The organism is Neobacillus niacini (genome assembly GCF_031457145.1).
Lineage (GTDB): Bacteria > Bacillota > Bacilli > Bacillales > Cytobacillaceae > Neobacillus > Neobacillus niacini_J.
Genome location: NZ_JAVDVZ010000001.1, coordinates 42,392 through 65,401, shown reverse-complemented (window position 1 = coordinate 65,401; position 23,010 = coordinate 42,392). Strand labels below are relative to the sequence as shown.

Here is a 23,010-nt window from a genome sequence, read left to right as displayed (position 1 = left end):
TGATGCTCTTAGGGAGGTGGCGTTCTTGAAAAATCGGATTTCCGTTCCTTTGGTTGGTAGTGTTATTGTTCTGGGTATAATTGGCATTATTGGGGCATTAACGAGTGATCCTATTGGTTTTCTTCAGAGTATAGCAGTCTTTGCATTAGTCGGCTTAGCCATATTTTTCGTATTCCGTCTAATTGTTAGAGCAAATCCTCAGAAAAAAGAGCAGCAAGCATTTATTAAAGCAGCTAAGAAATCCAAAAAGCGATTGCAATCTAAAACTGGAGAACTTCAAACTAAAAGTTCTTCATTAGGCTCGCTAGCTTCATTAAAGAAAAGCAAGAAGATAAAAAAGAAATCTCCAGTTCACTTAACTGTCATCGATGGAAAAAAAGGTAAAAAGAAAAATCGAGCGTCCTTATAAACGCTCGACTTTTTTATTTCTGATAATTCTGCAATTTAATAACACCATGACTTAAAAAACTTTTGAGCAGCATTTCTGCCTAACTCGAACAACTCCTGTTTCTTTTCTGCAGTCAAATGAAACTCCATTGATAAGGCACCCTCGTTAGGTACAAATATAATATTTTTTTCATGTTTTCTAGAAATATAACGTGAATCATGAGCATCCTTCATGGTTTCAAATAATGCACCAAACAATTGAATGGCATTTTTGATTTGATGTTTTTCATGCTCGTATTCATTTGCGCTTAACTTAATCCCAATTACCGGTCTTATTTTTTGTAGGTTATCTCTGTCGAAAAGCCACATGGGGAAATTGCTCAATACCCCGCCATCCACTATAACATTTACACCATCCATTGATTTCAATTTTACAGGTTCAAAAAAGTATGGGATACTACAGCTCATTCTTACTGCCTTCGCGATTGAAAATGATTCAGGTGAAATACCATATTTCACTAAGTCATCTGGTAGAACCATTAATCTTCCATTTGAGAGGTCTGATGCAATAATCCTTAGGTTTTGCGCTGGCAAATCCGAAAACGTTCTTACCCCCCTTGAAGCTAATTTTTCTTCAATCCATTTTTCCAACTCATTTCCTTTATATAATCCTAACTTCCAATAAACAAACAGCCATTTAGCAAGTGGAAAAGGAATAATCATTTTCCGTGGATCGAGAAATTTAGTTAAATCCAGTTCGTCAAGAAGTTGTTCTATTTCTCCACTCCCATACCCTGCAGCAATTAACGCAGCTACTATCGACCCAGCACTCGTTCCAGCAACTCTTTCAAATTGAAAGCCTCTTTTTTCAATTTCTTGAATGGCCCCAATAAGGGCAAAACCTTTAATTCCTCCTCCAGAAAAAACACCGTCTATTTTCATGGCAGCCACTCCTAAAGGTGAACTTATTGTTACATCTTTAAGCAGGTGCAGGCAGAAATAGTACGGTGTACAAGTAAAAAAAACTAAATTAATTTTCTACGTGAAATATTCGACCACAGCATTTGGAAAATATTCTTCAATATAAGTGCGAATCGTGGTTTCTAATTCATTTGCTTCTTCTGTAGGATAAACGTATTTTCCAATCCCATAGCGACCCCATTTATATTTCCGCTTTTCCTCATCCATTTCTAGCTTTGTTTTTGGGTACCGTTTGGCAATCACATTTTTTGCAGGTTTTGTAAAGCGGTGTTGGATAAGTTCAAACGTTAAATCGGGTATGTCTATACCTGTAAGTTCATCACATAATCGTTGGAAGAGTTCACGATACCCCTCTTTCCAATCTTCATGCAAATAAATAGGTGCAACAATAAACCCTAAAGGATAATTTGCCTTTGCGACCTTTCTAGCAGCTGACAGCCGATTTTCAAAGGAAGAGGTCCCTGGTTCGAAGTTTTTTATCACATAACGTGAATTAACACTAAAACGGAACCTTGTCTTGCCATTGTGGTTGGCGTCAAGAAGATGATCTACATGATGGAATTTTGTAACAAATCGGAGCCTTCCAAAGTCCGATTGTCCAATGAACTCAATTGTCTTCTTTAGTGAGTGTGTTAAATGATCCAAACCAACAATGTCCGAGGTACAAGCCGCTTCAAATCTTGTGATTTCTGGTGCACGCTCATCCATGTACTTTTGGGCCTGCTCAAAAATATCATCTAAGTTTACATAGGTGCGAATGTAGGGTTTACTTCCGAGTGTTGTTTGCAAATAACAATAATGACAATGCCCCATACAGCCAGTAGCCAAAGGAATGGCATATTCAGCTGAAGGCTTAGAAGTATCAAATTTCAAAGTCTTTCTAATTCCTACAACAAGGGTTGATTTTGCATTTCGGTATTTCTGGTTTTCATTTTCCCCTGGCAAATCTCGAATTTGGTTATGGGAGGTAGTCTCTCTAATTTCAAGATTCAAGTTTTCAAATTTCTCTTTCAGTTCTCTTCCAAGTGGGTATTCTAAGGCTCTCGGTTCAAAATATACTAATTGCGGCATAAAAGGTTCCAAATTGTTTTCCTCTTTTCAATCTATTTTTTATAGTATGAGCAATAATTTTATTAACATGGTTCATAATTTGTTTATATTTTGGCTACAAATTGTTCACTTTAGTACTCTCTTTCTTCATATCATCAACACAAGAATTCACTATACTTTACCTATTAATTAGTTAATGTTGATTAACAAGTAAAGGCAGGGAACTCTTATGAGCATAAAAAAAGAAAGCATAAAGGTGTATGAGATGACTTGTACATCCTGTGAGAAGCGGGTTGAACGAACAGTAAAGAAATTAGATGGTGTAGTAAATGTAAAAGCAAGTTTTAGTGGTCAATTTGCGGATATCGAATATGATGATGACCTTTGCAGTATAAAAAAAATAAAAGCAGCCATTCAAAGTGTTGGCTATAGCACAGAAAAGTCTAATGACTATAAGTTTATCGGCATTATGATCGCAGTAGTAACGGTTGTGCTGCTCGGAATCAATTCTGGTAACTACGATATGGAATCACAACTAAATAATGCTTCTTATGCTGTATTATTTGTTGTAGGTGTGATTACTTCTATCCATTGTGTTGGAATGTGCGGCGGCATCATGCTTTCACAAAGTATCGGTAAAGAAAGCAAGAATAAATTTGAAGCCATAAAACCAGCACTTTTATATAATGCTGGAAGGGTAGTAGCCTATACCATTCTAGGTGGAGTCATTGGAGCCATTGGTTCAGTATTCGCCTTATCTCTAAATGCTAAAGCAGGATTACAGTTATTTGCTGGTATTTTCATGATTATGATGGGATTTAATATGTCAGGGTTTAAGGCTTTTAGGAAATTCCAAATTAAATTACCTAATGTTGCCTGTAAAGCAATGAGTAAACCGAAAGCTCCGTTTTTTGTCGGGCTTCTAAACGGGTTAATGCCATGTGGTCCATTACAAACCATGCAAATATTTGCTTTAGGAACTGGCAGTGCAGCAGCTGGTGCTTTATCAATGTTTATGTTTTCAATCGGAACGGTTCCATTAATGCTGACATTTGGAGCATTATCTGGATTATTAAGCAAAGGCTATACAAAGAAAATACTTAAATTTAGCGGTGTTTTAATTATTATGCTTGGCCTTATTATGAGTAATAGGGGACTTGCCCTTGCAGGTATGAATATAAGCCCGATGGCGATTATGGCTAGCGTTGGAGCATTTGGTGAGACACGCGCCTCAACAGACCCATCCAATGCAGTTAAAGCAACAATTAAAGACGGTGTTCAGGTATTGAATATGACTGCCAATGTTTATGGCTACACTCCAAAAACGCTTTATGTACAAAAGGGAATGCCTCTTAAATGGGTTGTCGAAGGCGAAGAGATTACTGGTTGTAATAATACGATTGTCGTACCGGATATGAACATTCAACAGAAACTGCAAAGTGGGAATAACCTGATTGAATTTACACCTGGAAATGATGATCTTAACTTTAGTTGTTGGATGGGAATGAAGCGTGGAGTAATAAAAGTTGTAGATGATTTAGAATCTATCTCGGCTTCAAGTAGTGACGGAGAGGGTGTTGATTCAGCTGTAACAGCACCCCCAACTGAACCAGCCAAGCCTAGCATCTACGGTGACGATTTCAGTAAGGTAACGACAGATCGTTTAGTTAAAAAAGCTGAAGTTACTGCAAACGGACAGACATTAGCTATTAAAGGAACTGGATATGAGTTTGAACCGCTTATTATTATAGTGAATAAAGGAATTAATACAAAAATGGCTTTAGATTTAACGGCCTTTGATATTGCTGAAGGCTACTTTATGATATTGAATTCATCAACAAAGCAAATAGTAACTGATTTTACAGGTACAAAAGGGATTAATAATATTGAATTCTCCATTGAAGATAGTGGATCTTATGGCATCTTCTTAAATGAGCAAGAATTGCTTGGTATCATTGAAGTGGTGGAAGATCTAAATACAGTGGACGTTGAAGAGGTTAGAGCAAAATATATTCAGTAATGACAAAGAGCTTTGGCAATCATATTGATTACCAAAGCTCTTTTTTACCTTCATTTAATTTGCTGAATTAAAATAGACTTTCACCTTGGTTCCTATTCCTTCCTTACTATCAATCGCAATCTTTGCATTGTGAAGCTCTAGTATATTCTTAACAATCGTTAACCCGATACCATTTCCTTCAATTTGATTCCTGCTTTTATCTCCTCTGTATAACCTTTCAAAGATAAAGGGTAAATCATCTTGCTTAATACCGATGCCGTTATCAATCACTTCTACAACGATCTGTTTCATTTCTTTATATAGTTTAATAGTAATTTTCCCATTATTTCCAGTAAATTTAATAGCGTTTGATAGTAAGTTTATGATAACTTGTTTTATTTTATCTATATCTCCAATAATTTGAAATTTTTCATTAGGTAGTATTTCATATTCGATGGAGATACCTTTACTTTCCACCCCGATAAAGAAATCTTTACTCATTTCTATTATAAAATCATCCAAGTGGATGGGTTCATAATTAAGCTTGATACTTTCCGATTCAAACTCCTTTAATAAATTTAAGTCATTTATTAATTTGCCAAACCGAATTACTTCCTCATTTAAATAATTTAACCCCAATTTTGTTACAGGTAACACGCCATCAATCATGGCCTCGAGGTTATTTTGCAGGACATTCAATGGCGTTCTAATTTCATGTGTTATATCTGATACTAACCTCTTTCTAAGCGCGTCCTGATACTTTAATTTTTCGGCAAGAATATTTACGCTCTTCCTTAAATCCTCGAGCTCTTCTATATTACTTTTTACATCCGATTTAGCATCAAAATTCCCTTGGGATAAGCTAACGGACATTTTTGCTACCTCCCGAATCGGAGTAGAAAATTGTTTTGAAAAATAAAGGCTTAAAAAACTGACGATTATTAGAGTAATAACCCCACTGACAACAATACTTTTATTAATAGAATCCTTAAAGTTTATATCCTCTTCTGATAACAATACAGATGAATATTGTCCAATATCAACAAAGCCAACAACTATACCATCCACTTTTATTTCAAACGTTTTGGTTGTGTAGACACCTTTATCAAGGACAGACATTTCACCGATATGAATTTGATTTAATAAATCATTGGGGTCCATTCCCCATACAGGCTGTTTATCACGATCCAAAAGAGTCAAACAATAGTTTCCCATATAAGCCTCATGCATTAATTCCACACCAGTATCAACAGTCCATTTACCTTCCCGCTTGTATGCTTCCTCAAAATAGGAAACGATTCGTTCATACCTCTTATTTTGAATATCAATCATGTATTCGTTAAATTTATTTGAAACTGTTATATTCACAAACACTGTGACTAGAAAGATCGCAGCAATTGCACACAAAACAAATAAAATACTTAATCTTCTGTTGATAGATTGCACTTACTTCTCACCGCCAAATTTATAGCCCGCTTTCATTACCGTAACGATATATTTAGGATTCTTGGTGTCATTTTCTATTTTTTTTCGAATATTTTTTATGTGCACATCAATTGTTCGATCGTATCCGCTAAAATCTACTCCAAAGATTTTATCTATTAGCTGTTCTCTTGATAGTACATTTCCTTTGACAGTTACTAAAGCACAGATAATATCAAATTCATTAGGTGTAAACGGAATCTCTTGGTCCAAAATTCGCACGGATCTCTTGTCACAATCAATCTGTAAATAACCATCATCAAAAATTACCTTTGAAGATGGAAATTTGGCACTGATTCTCCTGAACAGTGCATTCACCCTTGCAGTTAGTTCTCTTGGGCTAAACGGCTTTATCAAGTACTCATCTGCACCTATATTTAATCCTTCTATTTTGTCATTTAGTGATCCTTTTGCCGTCAGCATAAAAATATGGACATCAGAGGTTTGACGGATTATTTTACAGACTTCCTCGCCACTTAAATCAGGAAGCATTAAATCTAAGATTAAAAGTTTAAAATCTACTGTTTTAAAAAGGTCTATTCCTGTTAATCCAGTTGCAGCACTATGAACTTTATATCCTTCTTTTTCTAAATAACCTTTTATGACAGTTGATACACTTTCCTCATCTTCAATAAGTAAAATATGATTCATACTATTTCACCCTGCTCACTATTTTTTCAATCCTTTGTAAAATAAGTATACTAGCTGAATATAGTGGAAAATATGAAAAAGGCTGACAATTATGTGTCAGCCTTAGGGTTTATCTATGAAGTTTCACAATTATAATTTTACTTTTTGTAACCTTAATGCATTTAGAACAACTGATACTGAACTGAATGCCATTGCGGCGCCTGCAAGCCAAGGTGCTAGGAAGCCGAGGGCAGCAAATGGAATACCAAGGGAATTATAAGCGAGTGCCCAGAAAAGATTTTGCTTTATGTTCGTTATCGTCTTCTTACTCATGAAGATTGCGTCTGCAATACTATTTAAATCTCCGCGAATGAGGGTAATATCCGCCGCTTCCATCGCTACATCCGTTCCGGTACCGATTGCCATTCCAATATCTGCCACAGCAAGTGCTGGAGCATCGTTAATTCCATCTCCGACCATTGCCACTTTCTTGCCTTGTTCCTGTAATTTCTTAATTTCAGCTGCCTTTCCTTCTGGAAGAACCTCGGCAATTACGTGAACAATACCTGCTTGCTTTGCAATAGCCTCAGCTGTTTGTTGATTATCACCTGTGATCATAATGACATCGAGTCCCATGTTTTTGAGGCGGCTAATCGCCATTTTTGACGTTTCTTTAATGGTGTCAGCAACAGCCACGGTACCTGCATATTGACCATTAATTGCGGTAAGCATAGCTGTTTTTCCTACCCTTTCCATGTCATCCATTTGTGCAAGAGCAGCTTCAACATGTACATTATACTTGTTCATTAATTTCCTTGTACCAACTAATAATTCTTTACCATCGACCATTGCTTTAATACCGAAACCAGGAATGGCTTCAAATTCTGTGACATTTTTTAAAGGAATCCCTTTTTCTTTTATTCCTTGAACGATTGCTTGTGCAAGTGGATGTTCCGACTGCTTTTCAGCTGAAGCAACTAAGGATAAAAATTCATTCTCATCAACTAATTCATTAGTGAAAACATCGGTTAATACAGGTGTTCCATTCGTTACTGTCCCAGTTTTATCCAATACAACGGTTGAAATTCGATGGGTCATTTCCAAATGTTCCCCACCTTTAAATAGAATACCAAATTCTGCCGCTCTCCCTGACCCAGCCATAATAGATGTTGGTGTTGCTAATCCTAATGCACATGGGCAGGCAATCACGAGAATAGCAATCATTTTTTCTAAAGCTTCTGCAAAATCTCCAGGGGCCACCCACATATACCAAATAATAAAAGCTATTACCGCAATCCCAACAACAATCGGAACAAATATTCCAGATATTTTATCAGCTAAGCGCTGGATAGGAGCCTTCGAACCTTGTGCCTCTTCGACCACTTTAATAATTTGAGCTAATGCGGTATCCCTGCCAACTTTTTTAGCCTCCACTTTTAAGAAACCGTTTTTGTTTAGAGTTGCTCCAATTACTTCATCACCAATACTCTTATCAACTGGGACGCTCTCACCTGTAAGCATTGACTCATCAATTGCAGAATTTCCTTCGATAATTTTTCCGTCCACCGGAATTTTTTCTCCAGGCTTGATATATATGATATCACCAACGATAACTTCCTCAAGCGGGATTTCCAGTTCTTGCCCGTTTCTTTCGACAGTTGCCGTCTTAGCTTGAAGCCCCATTAATTTTTTAATTGCCTCTGAGGAACGACCTTTAGCTTTCGCTTCAAAAAGCTTACCTAAAATGATTAATGTTATAAGGACTGCACTGGTTTCATAATAAAGTTCAAGTGAATGTGTACCCATCGAAATCGACATAATCGATAAATATAAACTGTAAAAATAAGCTGCAGATGTACCAAGGGCAACAAGGACATCCATATTGGCACTTTTATTTTTCAATGCTTTATATGCTCCAATATAGAACTGGGCACCAATAATAAATTGAACGGGTGTTGCCAATGCTAGCTGAACCCAAGGATTCATAAAGGCTTCAGGAACCCAGATAAAGGAAGTAAATGTAAAATGTCCAACCATCGCCCATAATAATGGGAGTGAAAGAATTGCTGAAACAATAAATTTTCTTGATTGCTTTTTAATTTCCTTTTGACGATAGTCGCTTGTTTCTTTTGCGTCCTCCTTTATATGAGCCCCATAACCAAGGTTTTCTACCTTTTTAATAATGTCACTTGCTGTTAACGCCGAACCATTATATTCAACAGTTGCCTTTTCAAGAGCAAGATTTACATTTGCCTTAACGATACCATCAAGTTTATTTAGACCTTTTTCTATTCTTGTAGAGCAGGCTGCGCATGTCATACCGGTAATATCAAACTCAGCCTTTTCGGTAACGACGTCATACCCAAGATCTCTAATTTTTTTCTCAATGTCCTCGACTTTTAATTTTTCTGAGTCGTATTTAATAGCAGATTTTTCTAAAGCCAAATTGACGGTTGCTGTTTGTACACCTTCTAATTTATTTAGTCCCTTTTCAATCCTTGTGGCACAAGCGGCACAGGTCATTCCAGAGATTTGCAAATTGGTTTCTTTTAAACTTTGAATCATAAAAGCCACCTCCACATACCCTGCCCGGGTATATATATTTGAAAAAAGAACGTGCTAATGAATAGCACGTGCCATTATTTTTAGTTTACATCGTATCCTTGGTCATCAATTGTTTCTTTGATTTTATCCAGCGTTACCTCTTGATTGTTATATTCAACATCCACTGTATTGGCTTTTAAGTTTACTTTTACTGCACTAACTCCGGTAAGTTCACCAACACTACCTTCAACAGCTTTTACACAATGATCGCATGACATACCTTGAACGTTTAATGTTACTTTTTCCACTTATATACACCCTTTCCTGATTTACACTTATTATAACCTCGTAATAGAGGTAAGGTTCTTGATTCCATTTAACCATACCCCCCTACCCTATGTAAAGCACTTTTTATAGATATATTTTATTATTTTCCAACTTTCACATTTTGTTCATAAAGCCATTTTTCATGCAGAAAATGTTACAAAGACCAATAGGTAATGGAGTCAAATATCCCCAGAAGTAACAAAATGATTCCAGCAAGTCTTTGTATAATAACACCAACTCCTCTTCCCTTTTTCATTAATACCCCACCACCGCCTAGATACCAAATAATCAAAATGAAAAGAATCAGCGGCAGGGCAGTTCCTATCGCAAAAATAGACGGTAGAATAAACCCATATGAACTGGACAATACAACCGGCATTAGAGTAACAAAGAACAGGATAAACATGGTGGGACAAAAAGCAAGGGAAAAACTAAAACCTAACATAAATGAACCAAATGGTGTTTCCTGTTTGTAATCTTTAAATCCTTTAAATAAATTAATGGTCCCTTTTAGTTTTATTAATCCAATCATATATAACCCTACAATGATTAATAATGGTCCCATAATTTTACGGATCCAAGGAAAATACGATAATAGACTTTCTTGAATTTCTCTTCCTAAAATCCATACCAGTCCACCTAATAATGAAAATGCCGCTATTTTTCCTAAAGTGAAGAAGATAACATCCTTCCAAACAATTTTCTGTTGAAAAGATCGGTTACCATAAAGTGTTAAAGCGCTGATGTTCCCCGTAAGTTGGCAGGGTGCCAGCGCTCCTACAATTCCTAATATAAGGGCGAAAACGATTGGCAATGACTCCAAGTTATTGGCAATGATAAAAAACGGTTTGCTAACAAACGAACTAAATTGGCTCATTAAATTGTACATTTGATCACCTGAATTCTAGTAAATATTGTTCTTATGAATTACTACTATTTCAATAGTACTCAGGTTATATGAAGAACGTATGTAGAGATTTCGACAATTTTGCGACAACTTATTGTCATAATAAAGTTAATAAATCTTTACAAACAATAAACATAAATCTTTCACGTAACCATTTAAAATATAATTAATACTATTGAGCTCCAAAAAAGGGGGATATATGAATCAAAAAAAGCTTTCACTACTATTCGAAATTCTTATTGTTTCTACAAAGCTTGGTCTTACATCCTTTGGCGGTCCTATCGCTCATTTAGGATATTTTCATGAAGAGTATGTTCGAAAAAGAAAGTGGCTCGATGAACAGGGGTATGCTAATTTAGTAGCACTATGTCAATTTTTGCCTGGACCGGCAAGCAGCCAAGTTGGAATTGGAATTGGAGTTCTGCGGGGTGGATTATTAGGAGGGATATTTGCATTTCTTGGCTTTACGATTCCTTCAGTTATAGCGCTTATACTTTTTGCCCATATACTCCAAGGCGTGGATATTGGAAATACTGGCTGGATTCACGGGTTAAAAATTGTTGCTGTTGCTGTGGTTGCTCATGCCATTTTAGGTATGGCTCAAAAGTTAACCCCCGATTTATCACGAAAATCGATAGCTTTGTTTGCTTTAATAGGTACACTTATATGGCAAACTGCCTATATACAGGTAATTGTAATCCTAATTTCTGCAGCTGTCGGTTATTTTATCTATAAGGATCAGAAAGAATCTCCTCAATCCTCGATGCATTTTCCACTTTCCCGTAGATTTGCATTCATAAGTCTAGGACTATTCTTTGGATTGCTAATTGTTCTTCCTATTTTAAGAGAATTGACTACCACTAATTGGATCGCAATGTTTGATAGTTTTTATCGTTCTGGATCTTTAGTCTTTGGAGGCGGGCATGTGGTTTTACCTCTATTGGAACGTGAATTTGTCCCAACCGGCTGGCTTAATAAGGAAGAATTCCTTGCAGGATATGGAGCAACACAGGCTGTCCCTGGACCACTGTTTACTTTTGCTGCTTATATAGGTGCAGTTGTTGATGGTTGGCCAGGAGGGCTGCTAGCAACTGTAGCAATTTTTCTGCCTGCTTTCTTGCTCGTCTTAGGTACATTACCTTTCTGGGACAGATTAAGCCGTAATCCAAAAATAAAGGGTGCATTAATGGGGGTAAATGCAGCTGTTGTTGGAATTTTAATCGCAGCATTTTACAATCCAATCTGGACAAGTTCAATTTTAACACCTATTGATTTCGTCTTTGCTGCCATTTTATTTAGCATGATAGCTTATTGGAAGCTGCCTCCATGGGTAATCGTGATTACCGGGACCATTGGTGGTTACCTGATGAGCCTAATTGGATAATATTTCAAGAACGAGGATGCCCTATTAGGACATCCTCGTTTTTTTAATTTTTATAAACGCACTTAAGTTGTGTCCCATGGATAAAAAATGAAATTCACAAAATGAAAACACTATTATTTTTCATCCTTGTGAAGTTTCTTCATTTAAATTACTAAGTCCAAAATTTAATATATCTTCTATATTTCCTTTCTAAACTTATTTTAGAATTACTATATGCCCAATCCAACACGTCCTTATTCTTTTTTCCACCATATAATTGATAACCTCTAATGTAACCATCCTTTTTTAGTTCTCTTAAGGTCAGCTTTTGCTTAGTTTCCTTCTGCACTATTTCGCGCAGTCTTGTTAGGATATAAATTGAACCGCTTGTTAATGTAAATTGCCTTTCTCCAATATACCCATCACCATCAAATAAGCCACGGAAGAAATGCTTGTACAAATGTGTTTTTATTAATGGTAAATTAATAATTTTTGATTTATTTGGAGTTATTCCAAGTGTTGCTAGATCATTTACTAGTTCACAACTTGATATATTTAATACCAAAAGATCCTCTTGATTTGAAGGTTTCTTTTTTACCCGTAACTCTGCATTCGTTTCCATGACACCCTTAATATTCTCTAATATTTGTTTATCACTTTGTTTAATGGCTATACTTACAACCTTACCATTCTTATGAACATAACCATCTGCACAAATAAATCCTAGTATATATGCTTGGAATTCATTATTAATTTCTTTGAAAAATTGTTTATTTAAAGTATATTTATTTGGTCTTTTACTATCCCTAATTGGACATGGAGGTAACTCATACTTAGTCCTAAAATACTTAATCGTTTCTCTTTTCACATTAAACATTTTTCCAATTTCACTATCACTATATTTTTCTATTAACTTTTCTAAAGATTCTTTATGTTTATAAGGCTTCTCGGTTAAACAACAACAGTTTAATCCAATTCCTTGCAATAAATTTATTCCTCGTTTACTTTTTATTTCTCCACAATTTTTGCACTTACAAAGCCAATAGATATTTCTGTTTTTGTTTCCATCTTTTTCTATTATCTTCCAATCCCCAAACGTTTCACCAGTTAAATCCCCTATTTTTTCCATTTCCACACCCCGTATTTACATAATAAGGATTTTAACAAAGGCATAAGAATAACTCGACTAACAAGGGAAAAAATCACAATTTTTTTATTAGGTCAATGACACAATTATAGTATTTATAAGTAAAAAAAGTAATGAGAAAATATTTACTGTAATCATAAATAAATTTCGAAAACCTTGATACTAAACCGGCTTTTTAAAAATTGAATTTAATCTTCGATATAAAAAAGACCGTTAGTAAAATATACTAACGGCATTTTTCATGGTGATGTATTTTCTTTAGAATGAATTCTATAAACCGCACTTAAGCTGCGTTCCACAGTTAGAACATGTATTACAGCCGCCAATTTCTTTTACTTTTCCTTTGCGGCAGACAGGACACGTGTTGCCAACTTCTGAACCAATGGTTACATCCGTTGAACGTAGGTCACTAATAGTATCTAGAAGGACCACGTGCTGTTTTGACTTTTCTTTGAACTGGGTTGGAATTTCGTTTTCTTCTGCTTTAAGGGTAAGAACTTGTGAATCGCGTGAACCATCTACATAAACTGTACCACCTTTTGCACCACCGCGATATAATCGCTCATATATCTTTTCAACTTGCTCAACACTAAAACCTTGTGGTGCATTAACAGTTTTACTGATTGAACTATCAATCCAACGTTGAATGACACATTGAACATCTGCATGCGCTTCAGGAGCCAGTTCCATCGCTGCAACAAACCAGTTTGGAAGGTTTTCTGGGTCAGCTTCCGGGTGCTTATCTAAGTATTCTTGAACGATATCAGCTTTCACTTCAATAAATTTACCAAGGCGTCCGCTTCTGAAATAAGAGAATGAGAAATAAGGTTCTAATCCTGTAGAAACCCCAACCATGGTACCAGTCGATCCCGTAGGAGCAACAGTTAGCAAATGTGAATTTCTTATTCCATTTTCTAAAATAGAGTGGCGAACGTCTTCAGGCATTTTTTTCATATATCCTGTATCGATAAACGCTTGTCGTAAACGGTTCGTTTCTTCTCGTGTTTCACCATTTAAGAATGGGAAGCTTCCCTTTTCTTTGGCTAATTCCACTGATGTTTTATACGCTGTGGTTGCAATTACTTCAAAAACCTGATCTACAAGTTTATTCCCTTTTTCAGAACCGTACTCAGTTTCACAGTAGATAAGCATATCGTGTAAGCCCATTACTCCTAAACCTACTCGACGCTCACCAAGAGCCTGCTTCTTATTTTCTTCAAGGAAGTATGGTGTAGCATTAATAACGTTATCCTGCATTCTAACGCCAATAGCAACTGTTTTCTTTAACTTCTCAAAATCAACTGTTTTTGTTTCCTTATCAGCCATTTCCGCAAGGTTAACAGCTGCAAGGTTACATACAGAGAATGGTGCGAGAGGTTGCTCCTTGTTTCTCGCTCTCTTATTTCTAAGAGGATTGGACTATCGCTTACAGTATCGAAATACTGGCTCAACCGCTTTAGTCTCTCACGGTCCCTTGGGTTCCGCCCTGTTGCCTTCACCATTACGTGGTCAGGTTCCAAGTCAATTAGGTCGAGTTTTTAACGTGAGGCAAGCACTTTACCACACGGATTTGTTGCAACGACTTGCTGATCATATGCTTTTGCATTTGTCATGTCGTTAGCATTATCGATGAAAAATATTCCTGGCTCCGCAGAGTAGGTAGCGCAAATGTTTATAAGGTTCCAAAGTTCTTTTGCTTGAAATTTCTTATAAACCCGTATTTTATGACCGAGTTTCTCCCATTCGCGTACGTCTCCAACATTATGCCATTCTTCATTGTAAATCTTCATTTCCTCTTTACTATAATGTTCAACATATGGGAAACGAAGCTCGTACTCACTATCATTTTCAACTGCCTCCATGAATTCCTTCGTCAAACAAATAGATATATTTGCTCCTGTTAGGAATTCTGGGTTATGAACAGTGTAGTTACCGCCAGTTTGAAGCTTCTCTTCAGCCTCAGCAATAACATCCTCACCGAAACCACCCAATCCTGGAATGTGTTTGTAATTGATGATTCCTTGGTACATTGCCTTCTCTTGTGCTGTTAAAGGAGTGAATTTAAGTTTATCCTTTGCATGTTTCTTTATAGTTTCATCGTTTGTATTTTCAATTAAAAACCGTAGAATTCTTGGGTTTTGCATTTTTGAGATAATAAATTCAATTATGTCTGGATGCCACGTATATACCGTCCTTTTCAGGATATTACTCTGCCCACTAAAGGCAGACGGACTAGACTATATCATCACCCTCAGCTTAAAACTGTTAGGGGCCGGGCGCTTATGAGAGTTTATTGTTGGGACTCACTCTCTAGTCGTTGAACCTTCGCCATAACCTTTGCCCTATGACGCTTGGCTGCAGATTGTCCAATACTTACAATTTTTAAAGCATTCACGCTCACCGTTTCCGGTCACGTTGTAGCTTGCAAGTCTCTAAGGATTTTCCTGCAATTCACCCGATTTTCTAGTCATTCATTTTCTGAACGACGCGGACTAGTGCACCTTTAGTTAATCCGCTAACATTATCATTTGTGCTCCACGCCGTGAACCACCTTGTTCTACTAAATGCGTCAATTTCGCAATATCATCTAACCACGATACCGAACCAGATGATTTTCCATTTACGCCTCTTGCCAAGGTGTTTCGAGGTCTTAATGTTGAACCATTTGTTCCTACACCGCCGCCGCGGCTCATGATTTCCATTACCTGCTTACGATGATCAGAAATCCCTTCACGTGAATCCGGAACGAAAGGCATTACGTAACAGTTAAAGAATGTAACATCCGTTTCTGCTCCTGCTCCATAAAGGACACGGCCTGCTGGAATGAAGTTCATCGAAACTAACTCATTGTAAAACTTTTCAAACCACTCGATTCGCTTCTCTTCTGTCTCTTCAACTGAGGCAAGACCCGTTGCATTACGCTTAGCGATTTGCTCATAAAACAGTTCCAGAGGTTTTTCAATTACATCAAGAGACCGCCAAATTAAACCAGTTGCACTTTCTTCAGGGGCATCAAGGACACCTCTAAATTCTTCTTCTACTAAAACCTTTGCTTTTTTCTGCTCCCAATCTATATCCATGATGTATCCAAGTCCGCGTGCTGGGAATTTTGGATCTTCTTTTATTGTGAGTACAACAAAGTCGCCACTTGTTAGGGTTATTTTTGCAGTATCTTTGAAGGTGTAGCGGTCCAACATGACCAAACGTGAAACACCCTTATGAGTTATTTTCATATCTGGGGTTACTGGGTGGACCTGGGGGAATAAGTGGATATCCTCATTCAACCTTTCAAAATCAATATTCAATTTTTGTCTAAAAACAACAGACATGAGAACAACTCCTTCAAAAAATTCTATATCTTGTGTAAAATTCTAGTAAGTTAGACTATATCTTGTATATCGTGTTGACTTGATATAAATAAATTAACACAGGTTGGATGCACAAATCAATATATAGTACCGAAAATATTTTCGACACCACTATATATTGTGTTTTATGCAGAAAAAATTTAGTTTGTCAAACTCAAAATAAACTATAAACAGGAGGAAAGATACGATATCTCTTAAATTTCGGCATAATACAGGAAAATTTAACAAATTTCGCAGGTTGCGATTTTAATAAAAGGAAGAATCCCGTAAAAAAGGTGTTTATTTGATTAACAAGAATATTAAAAAAGGTATACTTAATAAAGAATGATTTAAAGGAGGAAAACTAGATGATAGCAAGAATTCAAAATGGAGAAAATGGCTACTCCGCCACATTTGAACGCAATCTTAAACATCCAATAGAAGAGGTCTGGTCATATTTAACCGATAACGAGAAACTGCCAAAATGGTTTTCAGAGTTACATGTAGACGAGCTCCGTAAAGGTGGGGTAATTAAATTTGATATGGGGGATGGAACATTTGATGAGCTTTCTATCCTCGAATTAAAGATCAATTCTGTTTTAGAATTTTCCTGGTGGGCAGATACCGTTCGTTTCGAATTGTCCCAAGAATCAGAAGGCTCTTCATTGCGTTTAATAGAAAAAATACATACGATTACTGACCATACTCCAAGAGACCTTGCAGGATGGCATGTCTGTTTAGATGTGATCGAAGCATTGCTAGACGGCAGAACCATTGAACGTAAAGAAGAATGGAAAATCTGGTACGAAAGATATGTTAAAGAAATCGAGAAAGTAAATCAACAATAATATTACCAGCGAACCCTTAATACTGGGTTCGCCTGCTCAAATTATCTTTTAAAGTTCCACTCATCATTTTCATACCGATCTTTAGCAATTTGATTTACATAAGCTAGTTCTTCGTCCGTTAATTCATAGGATTCAAGTTCGATATTAAGCCCTTCAGCAAAGCCTTTGTAAAATGCTTCTTTTGCTTCGTCCAATGTAATCCTTCTAGGACTAATATCATTAATCGCCACGGCTTTACTTTTAAAGGCAGATTTCATCCGTTCCTTTACTCTCTCATTCGGATATTTAAATAAACTGAACAGCTTATCTTCATCTATATCTAATAAAATCGATCCATGCTGCAGGATTACACCCTTCTGCCTTGTCTGGGCACTGCCAGCAACTTTGCGGCCTTCAACCACTAGTTCATACCAGCTCGGTGCGTCGAAACAAACAGCTGAACGAGGATTCTTAAGTGCACTTCGTTCTTCATCTGTTTTTGGGACTGCAAAATAAGCTTCTAGACCCAATTGATGAAATCCTTTTAAAATTCCTTCTGAAATCACACGATATGCCTCAGTTACTGTTTTAGGCATTTCTGGGTGGTCTTCTGAAACAATGACACTATAGGTAAGCTCATGCTCATGAAGCACTCCTCGGCCGCCTGTCGGTCTTCTAACAAAACCTAATCCATGAGCTTTAACTGCCTCTAAGTCAATTTCCTTTTCCACCTTTTGAAAATATCCAATCGATAGTGTTGCAGGTTTCCAGCCATAGAAGCGGATCACAGGAGGTATTTTTCCCTCGCTATGCCAATCAAGTAAAGCTTCATCTAATGCCATATTAAAAGAAGGAGAACAATTCCCAGAATCTATAAAACGCCATACCTCTTTATTCATATAAAAACCTCATCTTTATGTAGTTTACTCAAGTTTAAGTCTACCAAAATCTGATATGAATTCAAAACGAGAAGATTCTGGTATAATTTTATATGTGAATAGAAATATTTTGTCGTTTATTCTTTATCTTTACTGGATTGACTTATATAATAAAACATAGTGTAACAAGCTTGAAAGGAGCAAAAAGAAATTGAATTCACTTTATACCCTACTAGTCATAATCGTAGCAGTTTTAGCTTATTCCGTTTTCAACTATTTTTATCAAAAAAGGATTGTTAAAACGGTAACAGAAGAGGAGTTTCGCGCCGGTTATAGAAAGGCACAGCTGATCGATGTTCGTGAAGCAAACGAATTCGATGCTGGTCATATCTTGGGAGCTCGTAATATTCCAATGTCTCAATTAAAAATGAGATTGAAGGAACTCCGTCCTGATCTACCTGTATATCTATATGATCAAAATGGTTTGCGCAGTGCCCGGGCAGCCCAAATGTTATATCGTAAAGGTTATAAGGATCTTACCCAGCTGCAAGGCGGGTTTAAAAAATGGTCTGGTAAAATTAAAGCAAAGAAATAAATCGATAAAGACTTCCCATATACGGAAGTCTTTTTTTATTACCCAAACACTTTATCTAATTGTTACCCAACTCTCTGGACTAAGTGATTTACGGGCACAATAAACCCATGATTCTACCCCTATTCCCTCCCGTCTAATTTTCGGGAACAATAAACCTATTATTGTGCCCCTATTTCCTATTCCACACATTTTCGGGCACAATCCCCTTTACCCGAAAAAAAAGCCAGATTCAGCACTCTGAATCTGGCTCCTTCTATTACTATGCCTTTTGATATTTTAAGATAGGTTTACGTGCAGCTGTTGCTTCGTCCATACGACCGACAACGGTTGTGTGTGGTGCTTCTTGGACGATTTCAGGACTCTCTTCTACCTCTTTAGCAATTTGAATCATGATGTCCACGAAAGAATCAAGAGTCTCTTTTGATTCTGTTTCCGTCGGCTCGATCATGATACATTCTTCCACATTTAATGGGAAGTAAATGGTTGGCGGATGATAACCAAAATCAAGCAGGCGTTTCGCGATATCCAAGGTCCGAACACCTAATTTTTTCTGGCGTCTTCCACTTAAGACGAATTCGTGCTTGCAATGCTTATCAAATGGAAGATCATAATACTCAGCAAGCCTTCTCATCATGTAGTTCGCATTTAATACTGCATATTCCGTTACAGCCTTTAAGCCGTCTGGACCCATGGAGCGGATATACGTGTAGGCACGAACATTTATTCCAAAATTCCCATAGAAAGGTTTTACGCGTCCAATTGATTGTGGACGGTCATAATCAAACCCATACTCTTCCCCGCGTTTTGTAATTAATGGCTTTGGAAGGAATGGAATAAGGTCTGCTTTAACACCGACTGGACCTGAACCAGGTCCTCCGCCTCCATGTGGACCAGTAAAAGTTTTATGAAGATTTAAGTGAACAACGTCAAATCCCATATCTCCCGGTCTAGCTTTTGATAGAACGGCATTTAAGTTTGCACCATCGTAATAAAGCTTACCGCCGGCACCATGGACAATTTCAGCCATTTCCATGATATTTTCTTCAAAAAGTCCAAGGGTATTCGGATTTGTTAACATTAAGGCCGCAGTATCTTCACCAACTACTCGTCTTAAATCGTCAAGGTCTACTAGACCATATTCATTAGATTTAACAGTAATGGTTTCCAGACCTGCTACCGAAGCAGAAGCCGGGTTTGTACCATGTGCTGAATCTGGAACAATAACCTTCGTACGCTTTAGATCTCCATTTGCTTCATGGTAGGAACGAATCATCATCAATCCAGTCCATTCTCCATGCGCACCTGCTGCTGGCTGTAAAGTGACTTCATCCATTCCAGTAATTTCAATCAAATGCTGCTGCAAATCATACAGCAGCTCAAGAGCACCTTGGACTGAGCTTTCGTCCTGCAATGGGTGAACATGAGCAAATCCGTTAAAACGAGCTACGTTTTCATTGATTTTCGGATTGTATTTCATGGTACAAGAGCCTAATGGGTAGAAACCAGAATCTACACCATGATTTCTCCGCGATAGAGCAGTGTAATGCCGCATAATATCAAGCTCCGAAACCTCAGGAAGCTCTGGCTCTTCGCTGCGTAGATATCCTTCAGGCAGAAGGCTGCTAAGGTCTAATTCAGGTACATCCATTTCCGGGAGACTGTATCCAATTCTTCCTGGTGTACTAGATTCAAAAATGAGTGCCTGGTCTTGGTTATGCATGCAAATCCCCCACTTCTTTCACAAGAGTATCAATTTCTTCCTTTGATCTTTGCTCTGTTACAGCAACCAGCATATGGTTAGCAAGCTCCGGATAGTCACGTCCTAAATCGTAACCGCCAATGATTCCTTTTTGTAACAGCTCCTGATTGATCTCTTTTACTGGTTTGTTTAATTTAACAACGAATTCATTGAAGGAATGCCCTTCATAGACAACTTCAAATCCTGCTTCTTTAAATGTATTTTTTGCATAGTGTGTCTTCTGTAAGTTTGCTGCTGCCATTTCACGCACGCCTTTTTTACCAAGGGCTGTCATGGCAACCGATGCGGCCAAAGCATTTAACGCTTGGTTTGAACAAATATTTGATGTCGCTTTATCGCGACGGATATGCTGTTCACGAGCTTGTAGTGTTAATACAAATCCACGACGTCCTTGATCATCTGTCGTCTGACCGACAAGACGTCCTGGTACTTTTCGCATTAACTTAGTGGTTACTGCAAAATAACCGCAGTGTGGTCCGCCAAACGCAGTAGGAATTCCAAACGGTTGCGCATCCCCTATGACAATATCTGCACCAAATTTACCTGGAGGTGTTAATACCCCGAGTGAAAGTGGATTGCTAGAAACAACAAACAATGATTTGTTAGCATGGACAATTTCTTCAAGTTCCTTTAATGGCTCAATTCGACCAAAGAAGTTTGGATACTGAACGATAACTGCTGCAATTTCTTCATTCGCCAAACCCTTTAACGCTTCAATATCAGTAATCCCATCGTTAACAGGTACTTCAATCACTTCTAGATACTGCCCTTTTGCATAGGTTTTAAGGACTTCACGAGATTCAGGATGTACTGCACCTGATACGATGATCTTTTTCCGTTTTGTATGTCCCGCACTTAACATTGCAGCTTCAGCTAGAGCTGTACCGCCATCATACATAGAGGAGTTTGCAACATCCATTCCTGTTAACTCACAAATCATCGTCTGGAATTCAAAAATGGCTTGAAGCTCACCTTGAGAAATTTCAGGTTGATATGGTGTGTAAGCTGTATAAAATTCAGAACGAGAAATAACATGATCAACAATGACTGGCATGTAATGGTCGTAAACTCCTGCTCCTAAAAAGGATACATTTTGTTTTAAATCGGCATTACGGGAAGCCATTTTAGATAATTCTTTCATCAAAGCAGTCTCAGATTTCGCAGCTTTGATATTATATTCACCATTAAATCTCACTTTTTCTGGAATATCACTGAACAATTCATCAACGGAGCTAACGCCAATTGTTTCAAGCATTGCCTTTTTATCTTCTTCAGTCATAGGTAAATAACGATGTTTCATAAACCTAATCTCCCTTCGTGTCTACTTTTCTCGTTTATAAAAAGGTGTTGGTACAATTTTTGCCTTTAGGCGTTTTCCGCGAATCTCAACTTCTATTTCAGAATCAAGACCTGCATGTTCGCTTTTAATAAGGACAAGGCCAATATTTTTTTTCAAGGATGGTGATTGAGTTCCTGTTGTTACCTCACCAATTAACTCTTCACCTTTATAGACTGGGTACCCATGACGTGGAATACCGCGATCGATCATTTCAATTCCGACTAGCTTTCTAGCTGCACCTGTTTCTTTTTGCTGCTTAAGTGCTTCTTTTCCAATAAAATCTGCTTCTTTATTTAACTTAACAGCAAAGCCAATCCCTGCTTCTAGTGGAGATATTTCAGGAGATAACTCTTGTCCATAAAGGGCAAGTGTGGCTTCGAATCGCAGCGTATCCCTCGCACCTAATCCACATGGTACAACGCCTTCTTCTTCTCCAGCTGCTAGAATCGCCTTCCAAAGTTCAACTGCATCTGATGAATCACAATATATTTCAAAACCATCTTCCCCGGTATAACCAGTTCGTGACACAAGTGCATTTTTACCGTTTATTTTCACTTCCTGTTGGAACTTAAAAATGCCTATTTCAGTTAAATTGCTATCACCAGCAAGCTTTTGAAGTACTTTTTCTGCTAAAGGTCCTTGAAGAGCCAATAGTGCCATTTTTTCAGATAGGTTATCTATCGATACATTCCCTTCTAAATGCTCTTCAAGCCATTTATAATCCTTCTCAATATTTGAGGCGTTAACAACCAATAAGTAATGATTGTCCTCTATTTTGTAGACAAGGAGATCATCAATAGTACCGCCATTTTCATAGCACATAGCATTGTACTGTGCTCCACCATCTTTAATTTTCGAAATGTCGTTTGTTAACATCTTTTGTAAATAGTTTAAGCTGTCTGGTCCCTTTACCTCTACTTCTCCCATATGAGAAACATCGAATAAACCAGCCTTAGTACGGACAGCTTCATGTTCTTCCTTAATACTGGAGAATTGAACTGGCAGGTCCCAGCCGCCAAAGTCAATCGTTTTTCCACCATATTCCTTATACACTTCATAAAGTGGTGTGCGTTTTAATTCAGTCATTAATAATCCCCCTTCGAACAAGTTGTTTTTCATTCGTTGATAGACTACAGCGCATTAAACAACAAAAAAGGACAGAAACCTCCCCTTAACAAAAGAAGGTCTCTGTCCTTGCACCTGAAAGTTTACCTAGCTCGGCTTTCCCCTTTGGTGGCTGCTCTCTAATAGTCAGCACTCTCCAGAGCTGCGTCAAACAAGAGTTCTTTTGCCTGAGAGATTCACACATTGTGCTTGCTCCTTCGGCGCTACATTTGTAGTCTCTCCCCTTGTCATCATCCGCATTATAATAATTTTACAAACGGGTCATACTAAAATATACATCTAAAAAAAATTATTTTATTACAATATTTAAAACTTTCTAAGCT

General features: G+C 37.3%; 17 protein-coding genes, 3 pseudogenes and 1 riboswitch. Of the genes and pseudogenes, 5 read left to right on the top strand and 15 right to left on the bottom strand.

Annotated features, from left to right (window positions below):
- The first annotated feature begins 16 nt into the window (after positions 1-16).
- Positions 17-409 (top strand): SA1362 family protein, encoded by a 393-nt coding sequence (locus J2Y03_RS00350; protein ID WP_310189753.1) that lies wholly within the window; start codon positions 17-19, stop codon positions 407-409.
- A 35-nt stretch (positions 410-444) separates the two neighbouring features.
- On the opposite strand, the gene J2Y03_RS00345 is transcribed toward J2Y03_RS00350, so the two are convergent.
- Both J2Y03_RS00345 and splB read right to left on the bottom strand, forming a co-directional pair.
- Complete coding sequence (locus tag J2Y03_RS00345) at positions 445-1,329, bottom strand: patatin-like phospholipase family protein (protein WP_310189751.1); 885 nt, start codon at positions 1,327-1,329, stop codon at positions 445-447.
- 96 nt (positions 1,330-1,425) lie between these two features.
- The gene (gene splB, locus J2Y03_RS00340) at positions 1,426-2,451 is read right to left on the bottom strand and encodes a spore photoproduct lyase (RefSeq protein WP_396954152.1); all 1,026 of its coding nucleotides are present in this window, start codon (positions 2,449-2,451) and stop codon (positions 1,426-1,428) included.
- Positions 2,452-2,647: 196 nt separating this feature from the next.
- Between splB and J2Y03_RS00335 the strand changes: the two genes are divergently transcribed.
- Positions 2,648-4,438: an urease accessory protein UreH domain-containing protein gene (locus J2Y03_RS00335; protein WP_310189747.1), complete on the top strand. Its 1,791-nt coding sequence runs from the start codon at positions 2,648-2,650 to the stop codon at positions 4,436-4,438.
- A 54-nt stretch (positions 4,439-4,492) separates the two neighbouring features.
- Here J2Y03_RS00335 and J2Y03_RS00330 read toward each other — a convergent pair whose 3' ends face one another.
- The 5 genes from J2Y03_RS00330 to J2Y03_RS00310 all read right to left on the bottom strand — a co-directional run bounded on the left by J2Y03_RS00330 (position 4,493) and on the right by J2Y03_RS00310 (position 10,289).
- Positions 4,493-5,863, bottom strand: coding sequence for a sensor histidine kinase (locus J2Y03_RS00330; RefSeq protein WP_310189744.1), 1,371 nt, complete (start codon positions 5,861-5,863; stop codon positions 4,493-4,495).
- Complete coding sequence (locus tag J2Y03_RS00325; protein WP_310189742.1) at positions 5,864-6,550, bottom strand: response regulator transcription factor; 687 nt, start codon at positions 6,548-6,550, stop codon at positions 5,864-5,866.
- Between the two features lie 129 nt (positions 6,551-6,679).
- Entirely contained in the window at positions 6,680-9,094 is a 2,415-nt protein-coding gene (locus J2Y03_RS00320) for a heavy metal translocating P-type ATPase (RefSeq protein ID WP_310189741.1), read from the bottom strand.
- A gap of 80 nt (positions 9,095-9,174) precedes the next feature.
- Positions 9,175-9,381 carry a copper chaperone CopZ gene (copZ, locus tag J2Y03_RS00315; protein ID WP_310189738.1) on the bottom strand — a complete coding sequence of 69 codons (207 nt, stop codon included), beginning with the start codon at positions 9,379-9,381 and terminating at the stop codon, positions 9,175-9,177.
- Positions 9,382-9,554: 173 nt separating this feature from the next.
- Positions 9,555-10,289, bottom strand: a complete 735-nt coding sequence (locus J2Y03_RS00310; RefSeq protein WP_310189735.1) for an urease accessory protein UreH domain-containing protein — start codon at positions 10,287-10,289, stop codon at positions 9,555-9,557.
- Between the two features lie 217 nt (positions 10,290-10,506).
- On the opposite strand from J2Y03_RS00310, the gene J2Y03_RS00305 reads away from it, so the two are divergent.
- On the top strand, positions 10,507-11,691 hold the full coding sequence (locus J2Y03_RS00305; protein ID WP_310189732.1) for a chromate transporter: 1,185 nt from the start codon (positions 10,507-10,509) through the stop codon (positions 11,689-11,691).
- Positions 11,692-11,842: 151 nt separating this feature from the next.
- On the opposite strand, the gene J2Y03_RS00300 is transcribed toward J2Y03_RS00305, so the two are convergent.
- The 4 genes and pseudogenes from J2Y03_RS00300 to J2Y03_RS00285 form a co-directional block, all read right to left on the bottom strand.
- On the bottom strand, positions 11,843-12,799 hold the full coding sequence (locus tag J2Y03_RS00300) for an LAGLIDADG family homing endonuclease (protein ID WP_310189729.1): 957 nt from the start codon (positions 12,797-12,799) through the stop codon (positions 11,843-11,845).
- A 288-nt stretch (positions 12,800-13,087) separates the two neighbouring features.
- Positions 13,088-14,200: pseudogene (locus J2Y03_RS00295) on the bottom strand (vitamin B12-dependent ribonucleotide reductase); the annotation flags it as partial.
- A 176-nt stretch (positions 14,201-14,376) separates the two neighbouring features.
- A pseudogene (locus tag J2Y03_RS00290) lies at positions 14,377-14,997 on the bottom strand (vitamin B12-dependent ribonucleotide reductase); the annotation flags it as partial.
- 333 nt (positions 14,998-15,330) lie between these two features.
- Positions 15,331-16,146: pseudogene (locus tag J2Y03_RS00285) on the bottom strand (ribonucleotide reductase N-terminal alpha domain-containing protein); the annotation flags it as partial.
- 386 nt (positions 16,147-16,532) lie between these two features.
- Here J2Y03_RS00285 and J2Y03_RS00280 point away from each other — a divergent pair.
- Positions 16,533-17,012, top strand: a complete 480-nt coding sequence (locus tag J2Y03_RS00280; protein WP_310189725.1) for an SRPBCC family protein — start codon at positions 16,533-16,535, stop codon at positions 17,010-17,012.
- 41 nt (positions 17,013-17,053) lie between these two features.
- Here J2Y03_RS00280 and J2Y03_RS00275 read toward each other — a convergent pair whose 3' ends face one another.
- Positions 17,054-17,890: a lipoate--protein ligase family protein gene (locus tag J2Y03_RS00275; protein ID WP_310189722.1), complete on the bottom strand. Its 837-nt coding sequence runs from the start codon at positions 17,888-17,890 to the stop codon at positions 17,054-17,056.
- 190 nt (positions 17,891-18,080) lie between these two features.
- On the opposite strand from J2Y03_RS00275, the gene J2Y03_RS00270 reads away from it, so the two are divergent.
- A complete protein-coding gene (locus J2Y03_RS00270) occupies positions 18,081-18,464 on the top strand; it encodes a rhodanese-like domain-containing protein (RefSeq protein WP_132088295.1) in 384 nt (127 codons plus the stop codon).
- A 259-nt stretch (positions 18,465-18,723) separates the two neighbouring features.
- On the opposite strand, the gene gcvPB is transcribed toward J2Y03_RS00270, so the two are convergent.
- The 3 genes from gcvPB to gcvT are packed head-to-tail and all read right to left on the bottom strand — an operon-like array spanning position 18,724 to position 22,648.
- Positions 18,724-20,184: an aminomethyl-transferring glycine dehydrogenase subunit GcvPB gene (gene gcvPB, locus J2Y03_RS00265; RefSeq protein ID WP_310189720.1), complete on the bottom strand. Its 1,461-nt coding sequence runs from the start codon at positions 20,182-20,184 to the stop codon at positions 18,724-18,726.
- Positions 20,177-21,523, bottom strand: a complete 1,347-nt coding sequence (gcvPA, locus tag J2Y03_RS00260; RefSeq protein ID WP_310189716.1) for an aminomethyl-transferring glycine dehydrogenase subunit GcvPA — start codon at positions 21,521-21,523, stop codon at positions 20,177-20,179. Before gcvPA ends, gcvPB begins: the two co-directional genes overlap by 8 nt.
- A gap of 21 nt (positions 21,524-21,544) precedes the next feature.
- Positions 21,545-22,648, bottom strand: coding sequence for a glycine cleavage system aminomethyltransferase GcvT (gcvT, locus tag J2Y03_RS00255; RefSeq protein ID WP_310189714.1), 1,104 nt, complete (start codon positions 22,646-22,648; stop codon positions 21,545-21,547).
- A 184-nt stretch (positions 22,649-22,832) separates the two neighbouring features.
- Positions 22,833-22,921: riboswitch (glycine riboswitch) on the bottom strand.
- Positions 22,922-23,010 lie beyond the last annotated feature (89 nt).

What these genes read in the sequence shown, in the direction of transcription:
- J2Y03_RS00345 (WP_310189751.1), bottom strand. Translation starts at nt 1,329, where the DNA reads ATGAAAATAGACGGTGTTTTTTCTGGAGGAGGAATTAAAGGTTTTGCC.
- J2Y03_RS00335 (WP_310189747.1), top strand. Translation starts at nt 2,648, where the DNA reads ATGAGCATAAAAAAAGAAAGCATAAAGGTGTATGAGATGACTTGTACA.
- J2Y03_RS00325 (WP_310189742.1), bottom strand. Translation starts at nt 6,550, where the DNA reads ATGAATCATATTTTACTTATTGAAGATGAGGAAAGTGTATCAACTGTC.
- J2Y03_RS00320 (WP_310189741.1), bottom strand. Translation starts at nt 9,094, where the DNA reads ATGATTCAAAGTTTAAAAGAAACCAATTTGCAAATCTCTGGAATGACC.
- J2Y03_RS00310 (WP_310189735.1), bottom strand. Translation starts at nt 10,289, where the DNA reads ATGTACAATTTAATGAGCCAATTTAGTTCGTTTGTTAGCAAACCGTTT.
- J2Y03_RS00305 (WP_310189732.1), top strand. Translation starts at nt 10,507, where the DNA reads ATGAATCAAAAAAAGCTTTCACTACTATTCGAAATTCTTATTGTTTCT.
- J2Y03_RS00300 (WP_310189729.1), bottom strand. Translation starts at nt 12,799, where the DNA reads ATGGAAAAAATAGGGGATTTAACTGGTGAAACGTTTGGGGATTGGAAG.
- J2Y03_RS00280 (WP_310189725.1), top strand. Translation starts at nt 16,533, where the DNA reads ATGATAGCAAGAATTCAAAATGGAGAAAATGGCTACTCCGCCACATTT.
- J2Y03_RS00275 (WP_310189722.1), bottom strand. Translation starts at nt 17,890, where the DNA reads ATGAATAAAGAGGTATGGCGTTTTATAGATTCTGGGAATTGTTCTCCT.
- gcvPB (WP_310189720.1), bottom strand. Translation starts at nt 20,184, where the DNA reads ATGCATAACCAAGACCAGGCACTCATTTTTGAATCTAGTACACCAGGA.
- gcvPA (WP_310189716.1), bottom strand. Translation starts at nt 21,523, where the DNA reads ATGAAACATCGTTATTTACCTATGACTGAAGAAGATAAAAAGGCAATG.
- gcvT (WP_310189714.1), bottom strand. Translation starts at nt 22,648, where the DNA reads ATGACTGAATTAAAACGCACACCACTTTATGAAGTGTATAAGGAATAT.